This window comes from Ruegeria sp. N11 (genome assembly GCF_056531525.1).
In genome coordinates, this window is record NZ_JBQFLX010000043.1 from 1 (window position 1) to 9,398 (window position 9,398).

The following is a 9,398-nucleotide window of genomic DNA, read 5'->3' on the forward strand; positions in this document are numbered from 1 at the left end:
ACTCAGCATTGGGTTGGAAAAGTCCGGTCGCATTCGAACGGAAAGTGGCCTAAACGAGCACTTGGGGCGGCACAAAAATGGGACAGGTCCATGCGTTGTTGAAAGCCGAGATAGAACGGTTGGAAAAGCAAAGGCATGGTAGGTGTAGCAAGTACCCCATGGTCATTTGTGCAATATGTTCCACAGAGTATCTCCGCCGCTGAAAGTGGCTTTTACAGTCACCAGCAGTTCTGACTCTGTCCAGTGATAGTAGATCTGTCGCCTACAAACCGGCACGTAGGTTCAAGGCCGATGCTGATCGCTCAATTCGTCCTCTGCGGTTTATTCGTTTGTCAAATAGCGAACGAAGTGATCGTTCGCGGATTGCCACTGACGCCTACTTCTTCAGGCGTTCCCAAACCAAAATGCCCCGTCCCTGCTTCCCCCGAAAACGACCCTTTCCGCCGTCAATTCCAAACGCTCGCCGATTGGCGCCATGGTTCGCAATTTGTCCTGCCCGGCCCAAGATGCTTCGGTCGCAGCATGCACCCCAAAAAACGCTTCCAGAACACGACCCCAACAACTGACCAGGCAATATCAGGCGCAACACGGACGACGCGCGTACCAATGCCGCCTGATCAGTCGGTTGCGAAGCAATAAAACAGGCCCGCCCCGCCAGAACGAGGCAGATGTTCCTCCCCGCATCCACGCGAGCCGTGCGATGAGTTCCAGGACACCATGTTTCGAGCATCATTGAGACCGATACGATCATGATGCCCAACAATCGCAGATCCGTCCTCGCTATTCGAAGTCCAGTTACTGCAAGTCGTGTCACCACCTGCCGTCGAGAAGTATCCAGCAGAATCGGAGCCGGTCAGAATGTCATGTTTATTCGGCTGACTGCCACGCCCATTGACGGGGTTACCATTTTCGTCGAGCGCGCTCTGTAGACTAATGTTCACGCTGTCGCTGTGCAGGTCTTCAACATTGTTGGCGATGAGCTCTCCATTGGCATTGTGCCAGGGGCCCGATCCGATCCGGTCGCGTGCAGAAATGCCATTGGTGATTGTCATCGGGTCGGTGCTGCGATCAATGGACATTGAGGTACTCAAATAGGCCGCAAATGTCTTGGAAGAACCGGCCGCGGAAGCGAGTGCATTGCAATGGGCATCGGCGCCTTCGAGGCCGCCTAGATTAGCCCCGTCCCCCTTGCCCACACTAGTTATGAAAAACGACATCTCGTCACCCACCGATTGCGCCTGTACAGCCGTTGTGAAACAGCAGATTAAGAGTGCAGCAACCCCATGGGCAGTTGTTCGTTTGGTGAACTTCAACATTTGTGTCTCCCTTCGTGCTGTGTAATCACTGATGCTAGTCGCAAGCTCCGTTTGGGTCCACGGAATAGCGCTCACGAATTAGGGAACTGGCACCGCAGCGAATAAAACAAAGAACGCGTGAACTCCTAACGACAAAGCGCATCACTTTGCCTGATCAGAGAGACTGAGAACACGAAAAATCTGCACGGGGTTACCGATGCCCTTCAGCTCTCTTTCTTCCAGTTCTTCTGCCTCCACATAATCTTCTATGTCTAAAAGCGCCCGTTGGTTCAAAAGGATCTGCCCGTCGCTGGCAAAATCGCAAAGCCTCGATGCAGTGATCACCACGCCGCCGATAGCGGTGTAGTCGGCACGACCATGAAACCCGATAAGCCCAAGGGTTGCGTAACCGCTGCTGATCCCGATACCCAAACCCATCGCATGCCCAAGCCTCTGCCAGGGTGCTCGAATTCTGTCAAAGGCTTCGCTTATTGCTTTAGCCAACCGCACGGCTTGCAGGACGGGTTGCTCGCAGGGAACCGGATCATTGAAGAAGACCATCAAACCATCTCCAGCTCGGTATCCAATCGTCCCCTTGTGTTGGGCAACTAATTGACCGACCTCATCGTGGAATTGCTGGAGAAGGGTAATGACATCTTCCGGCTCAATCGCCTCGGAAATGGCGGTGAAATTGCGGATGTCGCAGAATAGGCAAGAGATGTATTGACGATGGGTTTTAAGAAGCTCTTCAGAATTTTCTTCTACGACAAGCTCCGCCACCTGAGGCGCAAGGAATTGTTTAAGTCGCCCCAGCCTGTCAATTTCGCCTTCCTGGCGCTTCACCTTCTCGGTAAGCCTTTCGTTTAATGCCTCTATTTCATGCGTCTGGTCACGAACCTTGTGGTTTAACGCATCGAGTATAAAGTTCTGGTTTAGCAAAGCTGCAATCACCAAAAGTACATAGGCGAGCGCTTCGACGCGTTCGTCATAGCCGAAATACAGCGTGATAATCAAAATAAGGGCAGCAATCCCACCAAGGACGAGTGGAAGCTCTTTGGCATGTCGTTTACGGTCTCTCCACAAGAAACTGACCGCCAACAAAGCAAGCACCCACATGAGCACCGCTTGCACATGTGGGTTTATGGAAAGCGCTTCATAGCCAACCAAATAAGTCACCAGTATCCCGGAATAGCACGTGGCCAAAGAGGCAAGTGCAGCCAAAACGGCCCCGATCCCCATTGGCATCGAAATTCTGAATTCCTCCGTTGCCCTTCCGATACCATCGGCTACAGCGTGCGACCTAGGTTCCGCGACGGATTCATTTATGTTCTCGGGATCAGACATGGTCCTCGTTTGCGCTTCGCTGCTACCAGAGTACGTTCGAAATGACGTTGCGTCAAAACCGCCAACCCTGCAGCCGGACGGTCGACGTTTCCGCGAAATCGGCGCCGTCAGACAAAACAACCTCAAGTTTCGCATTGGTTGGCAACCGAGGTGAATTTCGGAACCTGAACTTCAATAGAAACCAATCTCGCTGACATCTACGCGGGCCTCGTGATCGCGCCCGAAGGCTACAACTCCGACGGAGGTGATTTCGTCAGCAACGGGAATAGCGCGTAACATGGCACCTGAAGCTTTGAAGCCTGACAGAGGTAAAGAGACTTCGGTCCATTCGTCAGAAGTTGCAAACGCGGCCTGATAGTATTGCCACGGGAGCACCGTACCACGTGTTCTGAGGTGAACGAAGTATTGCTCGCCGTTCCCCCGTACAAGTAGCCTGACACCTGATACACCCTCATTTGGTCGATCAGACAACTTGCGTCGGAACTGGATGAAGCCGCCATTATTTTCTGTACTCACGGTTCCGGTCAGCCGCGCAAATGCGACATCACCTTCCGAACGAAACTGCACCTGCCCTGAAGAAACCCCTCCCATGACGGTGTCGGCAACGTAATCCCAACGCGTCTCCGGAGACTTGGAGAAGTCTTCGGTCAGTTTTCCATCAGCCTGAGCCATTGTGCATCCGATGATAACAAGACCTGAAACAAGCCCAATGAAGTTGACACGCATATTGTTCCTTCTCAGTTCAGTATCGCAATGGAAAGGTTCAGCGCCGTGGCAAATGCGACCCACGCGAAGTACGGCACGAAGGCCAATGCGGAGACCTGATCTGAATTCCTAATCCGAGCGATGAACATGACGATGACAACCAACAGCGCGACAATGACCACAAGGGCCAACCACGGAAGTTGCAGTACGAAAAAGGCTGGGGACCACAAAAAGTTCAGACCCATCTGCGCCCACCACAACTTCATGGCGGTCGAGCTTCGGTCTGTTTCAAACTGACGCCAACCAACCATAGCGATCAAGACATATAGCACCATCCAAACCGGTCCAAAAATCCAATTAGGTGGATTGAAAGCCGGTTTAGAAAGCTGCGCATACCAATCGCCAGGTGCAGTCAGTGTACCGATCAGGATGCCACCTCCCAACACGAGCGCAAGAAATGCTATGCGGATCAACCAGTTCGACATTGCAGGATAGCTCTCAGCAGTCCTTGGTCGTAACGTTGACAAGTGCTTCGGAAGAGAAGGTCGCCGTACTGGTCTTATCCGCATCGGTATATGACACCGTGGCGCCTTCGATCTCCGACCCCGTTACGGTGATTTCGCGTTGCCCGATAGTGTCATCGACATCAATGGTAAAGGCGAGTGTGTCCCCGGCTGCGAGGGAGGCGATTTCAAGTTCAATTGTATCTTGCCCGTCCACGACCGCTGGGATTTGCCGCAGAGAATCCGCACCCTCAGCGAATTCGAGAGGTTGGAATACCTCCACGCCCGCACCCTTTTCGGTAACGTCGAAAATCAGACGTCCGGCGGATTGCGACAAGTCAATTTTGAGGGTCGAAGCTTCTACTTCGCAAGCTCCGAGGTTTGTCAGAACAAAACGGTCCTTGGGTGCGCCTTCTATGAATCGAATTTGCACACCAGCCTGAAGGGACGTGGCCGCAAATAATCCGACGGTCGCCACGAGAATACACTTCGGGAGCATATATTTCTCCTTGCTAAAGGGTTCTTGATGGATACGCCTGGGTGGGTTTCTTGGATCAGACTTATACCCTTTGACTGTCGTGGTTTAGCCGACAGGACCTTTCGAATTCCCATGCTCCGCAGTCAGAACGGCGAAGTCAAAACATGCCATTGTCATTCTCGCTGTTTGCTGGAACTTCCTGAAGAACGTCCCAGTGCTCGACAACCTTACCGTCAACGTCCAGGCGAAAAATATCGATCCCTGCGTACTCGAGACCATCGGGCCAGATCTGATGGCAATGCAGAACAACGTGATCGCCTTCAGCAAAGGCACGTTTGATGTCCACGCGCTTTCCCGGGTATTTGGCGGCCATGCGCTCGAAATACTCGACAAAGGCTTGCTTGCCGTCGCCAACATGCGGGTTGTGCTGCGTATAGGTTTCACCAACAAAGGTTGCTATGGCCTCGGCTGGTCTACACGCGTTGAACATCATTTCGTAGAAAGCGATGACGTTTTTCTTGTTTGTTTTGAGGTCCGGCATACTGATCTCCAAATCGACGTTTGTACCGCCCAAAAATGTTGGTCCGCGTAATTCTTGGAAGCAACCCGGCAAAGATCTCGACCACTAATTGCCAAGAGTTTAACAGCTTAAATTTGCGCTCCGACTATTAATAGAGTTGGACACTTACTCGGTTTCTTCGAAGTCTATATGAATATGATTCCCATCAAGATCGGCCACATGGATTTGGACCATTCGGGCGCCCGGGACGTCAGTTTTGCGATACTGGATCTGACACGAGATCAGTTTTTCCTCGAATGCTCTCAACCCTATGGCTGAGAGCGCAAAATGCTCGAGCTTGAGCTTCACTTCAGAGCCAACATTTGGCGTTCCTTCGTGACCCACAAGGTGAACCACGGCTTCATCACCCGCGTACAACCAAGCTCCGGGAAACGGAAAATCAGGGCGGACCCCAGGTTTCAAACCCAGGACCTCTTCATACCAAGCAACCATCTCAGGCAACCTTGTGGTCACGATATTCACATGATCCAGCCGCTCAATTCTCATCTAAAAACCCTCAAGCACGAGCTTTCCTTTGGCCTTGCCGCTTTCGAGGATAGCATGCGCTTTCATTAAGTTTGTAGCATTGATCCTACCAAGTGTTTCAGTCGCTGTAGATCTGATCTCTCCATCATCTATCAACGCGGCGACCTGATTCAGGATTTCGCTTTGACGATTCATATCTCCAGTCCCAAAAAGCGACCGAGTGTACATGAACTCCCAATGCAATGAGATCGATTTGGGTTTGAACGGCGCGATGTCGAAGGTTTCAGGATCATCAATCAACCCAAAGCGACCTTGAGGTGTCATCACCTCTCCAGCTTCAGATGCGTATAGCTCGGACTGGTTCGTTGAATAGATGAAATCCACGCTTTCGATACCGAGAGCCCCGAGTTGCGCGCCCAAAGGTTCCGCATGGTTGATGACATGGTGTGCGCCAAGCTCTCGAACCCAGTCTTGCGTCTCGGGTCGGGACGCAGTGGCAATCACCGTCAAGTCAGTGAGAGCCCGCGCCAATTGAATGGTGATTGACCCGACACCGCCTGCGCCACCAATAACCAGCAACGTATTGGTTCCGCCGGAAACGGCATCTTGGACTCGCAAGCGGTCGAACAGCATCTCAAAGGCAGTAAGCGTCGTTAGCGGCATCGCCGCAGCTGCTTTCGCCGGTATGGATTTTGGCGCTGATCCGACAATACGTTCATCCACCAGATGAAACTCGGCATTGGTTCCCGGTCGGTCTATTGCCCCGGCATACCAAACTGCATCTCCCGGACGGAAAGTCTCAACCGTTTCGCCAACTGCTTCGACGATGCCTACTGCGTCCCACCCCAAAATATCAGGTGCTGGACCTACAGGAGCACGTTTTTGCCGAATTTTCGTATCGACCGGGTTCACTGAAACGGCCTGCACTTTCACCAACAAGTCATGCCCCTTCGGCGTCGGTTTGTCGGCCTCGAAGTCGATTAAGGCGTCCGCCCGATCAATCGACCCTGTCTCACGGTATCCCACGGCTTTCATAAAGTGCTCCTTTGTTCGGTTCTGTATCAACCGATGACTGTCATTTCATTCAACGTGAATCCTGCAACGGCACCCTCTGTTGCTTCCAGGTAAGCCGCAAGGTGCTGAGCACCCATGTGGGTTTGCCAAAGCTCCCTGCTTTCCCAGTTTTCGTAGAATACGAAATGGGCCGGGTTGTCGTTGTCCTGGTGCAGGTCGTAGTTGATGCAACCCTCTTCGGCACGGGTTATGTCGATGAGCTTGATCAGCTCACCCTTTACGAGGTCGATCTTGTCGGGGTTGGCTTTGATGTTGGCGACGATTGTCAGCTTGGCCATTGGAATAGGTCCCTTGTGTTCTAGTGCGATGTGCCAGATTTACGCCGCAGTCCCTTCGGGATAAACAGATCGAGATCGAACATATAATCCGGAAATTCCGTTTAATGCTTTTAGACAATCTTCGCTTGTTTCTGACTATAGCCGAGAAAGGCAGTCTTGTGGCTGCGGCGCGCGCAACTGGGATGTCGAGCACGACAGTGTCCGAGAGACTCGCGGCTCTGGAGGCACATTACGGAGTGGTTTTGTTCAACCGCACCACCCGGTCAATTAGCCTGACCGAAGAAGGTCGGACACTAGCTGACGGAGCAAAAAGCGTACTCAGTGAGGTTGCGGACCTGGATACACTTGTTCGGCACGGCGCCGAAACTCTGTCTGGTCCAATTCGCATAAGCGCGCCTATCGATTTGGGGCGGAGCTTTGTTTCCGAGGTTATTGCCGAATTCACCGAAGAGAACCCTGCCGTCTCAATCGAACTGTCCCTCTCAGACGGCTACGTCGACCTCGTAGGCCAGGGTTTTGACCTCGCCGTTCGCTTCGGCAACATCACAGACAGCTCGCTCAGATTACGAAATTTAGGAAGCTACCAACGTTTCGTATGTGCGTCCCCAAGTTACCTAGCCTTATTCGGAACGCCTGAAAAACCAGAAGATCTTTTAAACCACAACTGCTTGGTCATGAGGTTTGGCGACATGATCGACAACGTTTGGGAGTTTGGATCAGGACCAAATGCCCAGCGGGTATCGGTAGATGGAAACCGAATAGTCAATGATGGTTCACTCATTCGCGATTGGGCGATTGCAGGCCATGGGGTCGTATTGAAGTCCGAGCTGGATGTCAGCGACGATGTTCGATCTGGCAGACTTATTTCTGTCTTGCGCGACTTCCTCCCACCACCGAAACCTTTGCAAATGATGTTTCCGCCGAGCCGAGCCCAACCACGTCGCATAACAGCCTTAGCTGAGCATTTGCGTCGCAAATTTGGTGTGAGTTGAGGCCGCGAGAGCAATCACTAGATCGCTTCTTCAGTTGGCTACGATGTACAGTCCTCGCTATCAGCAAAGCAATTGAATCGAAGGGGTCATCTTAGCTGTAATGCAGTAGAACTTTCGGCAGCCGCGTACGGCCCGGTAACTGTTCCGCAATCGAACATCTTTTCAAGGCGAGCATTCCAAAGAGTTACACCGACTGATAGCCGCTAGGTTTGCTCGATGAATTTCAGAGTCGCATGTGCCAATTCTGTTCCGGCATCTTCTTGAATGAAATGCCCGGCTTTTGGCAAAACGGTATGATTTTGACCAACTGCCCCAGGGATCGACTTTTGGAACAGTTTTTCTACGCCCGCCATAACCCTGTCATCTTCTCCAAAAACGGTCAGAAACGGAGTATTGAGGGTCTTGAGGGTTTTCCATGCGGCTCGGTTGGCTTCTGAAGCTGGGCTGTCGGGTTTGTCGGGCACCAACACTGGAAACTCGCGAGCGCCTGCCAGATAGCGCGCATCCGGAAACGGTGCGTTATAGGCTGCAACCTCTTCATCGGAAATCTTCGATGTTGTACCGCCGAATACAATACGGCCCGAATTAAATTCAGGCACGGATTGTGAATATTCTCGCCATGAAAGAAATGCTTCACCCAAGGGCACGTCACCGGTAGGTAGGGCCGTGTTCGCCACAACCACACGAGAGAAACGCTCGGGCATACTTGCAACCAGCCGCAAGCCAATGAGTCCGCCCCAGTCCTGACACACCAATGTGATGCCAGTCAGGTCAACTTTCCGCAACCACTCGGACATCCAGTCTACATGGCGTTGGTAGGTGTAGTTCGCCCATCATCGGTTGATCCGTCTGACTGGATCCTGCTGGACCTGATCTACCCCGAACGCAAAGGGCAAATCATGGGGCTGGTGGGAAACCCCGAACATGAGTGGATCTATCAATCCAAGATGACGCCAGATGAGGTCGCGATCTTTAACATCTACGACAATCGCGGCCTTCCATCGATTGCGCATAGCGCGCTTGATATGGTCGAGGATCCAAATATCACTACAATTCGCAAGAGCATCGAGAGCCGCACTTTGGTGCGCTATTAAAGGGGGTCCTGACATGTTGGATGAAACGCAGCCGACTGAGTTTGCCCAAATCAACGTGGCCTACAACCGGGTGTTTCGCCCGGGGCGTCTAAGCGTAGGCCTTGTGTTACCGCTTGAAGCATACGCAGTCGGCGCAGAGCCGACGCTGCGGGAACATCTGGAAGCGGCTCAGAGGGCAGAGGAACTTGGGTTTGCAGCACTGTGGCTGCGGGACGTGCCGTTTAATGTTCCAAGCTTTGGTGATCCCGGACAGGTCTTTGATCCCTTTGTTTATCTGGGTGCACTTGCAACGGCGACAGACCGGATTGCGCTTGGAACGTCGAGTGTAATTCTACCATTGCGCCACCCGGCACATGTGGCCAAGGCAGCAGCGACCGCAGATGCGCTGTCGGGTGGACGGTTGTTGTTGGGTGTAGCTTCGGGCGACCGCCCCGAGGAGTACCCGGCGATGAACCAGAGCTATGATGACAGGGATGAACGTTTCCGCGACAGCGTTGACTTGGACCTGTCCCATTTTTGTGCCGCCCCAAGTGCTCGTTTAGGCCACTTTCCGTTCGAATGCGACCGGACTTTTCCAACCCAATGCTGAG

General features: G+C 52.7%; 13 protein-coding genes. 3 read left to right on the forward strand and 10 right to left on the reverse strand.

All coding sequences use genetic code 11. The annotated features are described in order from the left end of the window. Positions 1–617: 617 nt before the first annotated feature. From ACR0J8_RS23470 to ACR0J8_RS23510, 9 genes are all read right to left on the reverse strand, one after another. Positions 618–1,316, reverse strand: coding sequence for a hypothetical protein (locus ACR0J8_RS23470; protein ID WP_480527284.1), 699 nt, complete (start codon positions 1,314–1,316; stop codon positions 618–620). Between the two features lie 141 nt (positions 1,317–1,457). Continuing rightward, entirely contained in the window at positions 1,458–2,471 is a 1,014-nt protein-coding gene (locus tag ACR0J8_RS23475; RefSeq protein ID WP_480892653.1) for an adenylate/guanylate cyclase domain-containing protein, read from the reverse strand. Positions 2,472–2,810: 339 nt separating this feature from the next. Then, positions 2,811–3,365, reverse strand: coding sequence for a CIA30 family protein (locus ACR0J8_RS23480; protein WP_480527288.1), 555 nt, complete (start codon positions 3,363–3,365; stop codon positions 2,811–2,813). An 11-nt stretch (positions 3,366–3,376) separates the two neighbouring features. Next, positions 3,377–3,913 carry a TspO/MBR family protein gene (locus ACR0J8_RS23485; protein ID WP_480892656.1) on the reverse strand — a complete coding sequence of 179 codons (537 nt, stop codon included), beginning with the start codon at positions 3,911–3,913 and terminating at the stop codon, positions 3,377–3,379. Next, positions 3,843–4,346, reverse strand: a complete 504-nt coding sequence (locus ACR0J8_RS23490) for an aggregation factor core (RefSeq protein WP_480527291.1) — start codon at positions 4,344–4,346, stop codon at positions 3,843–3,845. Before ACR0J8_RS23490 ends, ACR0J8_RS23485 begins: the two co-directional genes overlap by 71 nt. A 136-nt stretch (positions 4,347–4,482) precedes the next feature. Further along, complete coding sequence (locus ACR0J8_RS23495; RefSeq protein ID WP_480892660.1) at positions 4,483–4,866, reverse strand: nuclear transport factor 2 family protein; 384 nt, start codon at positions 4,864–4,866, stop codon at positions 4,483–4,485. A 144-nt stretch (positions 4,867–5,010) separates the two neighbouring features. Continuing rightward, the gene (locus tag ACR0J8_RS23500) at positions 5,011–5,367 is read right to left on the reverse strand and encodes a VOC family protein (protein ID WP_480892662.1); all 357 of its coding nucleotides are present in this window, start codon (positions 5,365–5,367) and stop codon (positions 5,011–5,013) included. A gap of 24 nt (positions 5,368–5,391) precedes the next feature. Further along, positions 5,392–6,405 carry a zinc-binding alcohol dehydrogenase family protein gene (locus ACR0J8_RS23505; protein WP_480527296.1) on the reverse strand — a complete coding sequence of 338 codons (1,014 nt, stop codon included), beginning with the start codon at positions 6,403–6,405 and terminating at the stop codon, positions 5,392–5,394. 26 nt (positions 6,406–6,431) lie between these two features. Further along, complete coding sequence (locus ACR0J8_RS23510) at positions 6,432–6,722, reverse strand: putative quinol monooxygenase (protein WP_480527298.1); 291 nt, start codon at positions 6,720–6,722, stop codon at positions 6,432–6,434. Between the two features lie 104 nt (positions 6,723–6,826). Here ACR0J8_RS23510 and ACR0J8_RS23515 point away from each other — a divergent pair, with 104 nt between their 5' ends. Continuing rightward, positions 6,827–7,714 (forward strand): LysR family transcriptional regulator, encoded by an 888-nt coding sequence (locus tag ACR0J8_RS23515; protein ID WP_480527299.1) that lies wholly within the window; start codon positions 6,827–6,829, stop codon positions 7,712–7,714. Positions 7,715–7,917: 203 nt separating this feature from the next. Here the strand turns inward: ACR0J8_RS23515 and ACR0J8_RS23520 are convergent, their stop codons facing one another. Continuing rightward, positions 7,918–8,511: an alpha/beta fold hydrolase gene (locus ACR0J8_RS23520; protein WP_480892666.1), complete on the reverse strand. Its 594-nt coding sequence runs from the start codon at positions 8,509–8,511 to the stop codon at positions 7,918–7,920. Here ACR0J8_RS23520 and ACR0J8_RS23525 point away from each other — a divergent pair. Together ACR0J8_RS23525 and ACR0J8_RS23530 are read left to right on the forward strand one after the other, a co-directional pair. Beyond that, the gene (locus ACR0J8_RS23525) at positions 8,458–8,808 is read left to right on the forward strand and encodes a CmcJ/NvfI family oxidoreductase (RefSeq protein ID WP_480892672.1); all 351 of its coding nucleotides are present in this window, start codon (positions 8,458–8,460) and stop codon (positions 8,806–8,808) included. The genes ACR0J8_RS23520 and ACR0J8_RS23525 overlap by 54 nt on opposite strands. A gap of 13 nt (positions 8,809–8,821) precedes the next feature. Beyond that, positions 8,822–9,397 carry an LLM class flavin-dependent oxidoreductase gene (locus ACR0J8_RS23530; protein ID WP_480892669.1) on the forward strand — a complete coding sequence of 192 codons (576 nt, stop codon included), beginning with the start codon at positions 8,822–8,824 and terminating at the stop codon, positions 9,395–9,397. Position 9,398 lies beyond the last annotated feature (1 nt).

Bases quoted from the DNA above. Each gene is read 5' to 3' on its own strand.
- ACR0J8_RS23510 (WP_480527298.1), bottom strand. From the start codon at position 6,722: ATGGCCAAGCTGACAATCGTCGCCAACATCAAAGCCAACCCCGACAAG.
- ACR0J8_RS23470 (WP_480527284.1), bottom strand. From the start codon at position 1,316: ATGTTGAAGTTCACCAAACGAACAACTGCCCATGGGGTTGCTGCACTC.
- ACR0J8_RS23520 (WP_480892666.1), bottom strand. From the start codon at position 8,511: ATGTCCGAGTGGTTGCGGAAAGTTGACCTGACTGGCATCACATTGGTG.
- ACR0J8_RS23530 (WP_480892669.1), top strand. From the start codon at position 8,822: ATGTTGGATGAAACGCAGCCGACTGAGTTTGCCCAAATCAACGTGGCC.
- ACR0J8_RS23495 (WP_480892660.1), bottom strand. From the start codon at position 4,866: ATGCCGGACCTCAAAACAAACAAGAAAAACGTCATCGCTTTCTACGAA.
- ACR0J8_RS23490 (WP_480527291.1), bottom strand. From the start codon at position 4,346: ATGCTCCCGAAGTGTATTCTCGTGGCGACCGTCGGATTATTTGCGGCC.
- ACR0J8_RS23505 (WP_480527296.1), bottom strand. From the start codon at position 6,405: ATGAAAGCCGTGGGATACCGTGAGACAGGGTCGATTGATCGGGCGGAC.
- ACR0J8_RS23515 (WP_480527299.1), top strand. From the start codon at position 6,827: ATGCTTTTAGACAATCTTCGCTTGTTTCTGACTATAGCCGAGAAAGGC.
- ACR0J8_RS23480 (WP_480527288.1), bottom strand. From the start codon at position 3,365: ATGCGTGTCAACTTCATTGGGCTTGTTTCAGGTCTTGTTATCATCGGA.
- ACR0J8_RS23485 (WP_480892656.1), bottom strand. From the start codon at position 3,913: ATGCGGATAAGACCAGTACGGCGACCTTCTCTTCCGAAGCACTTGTCA.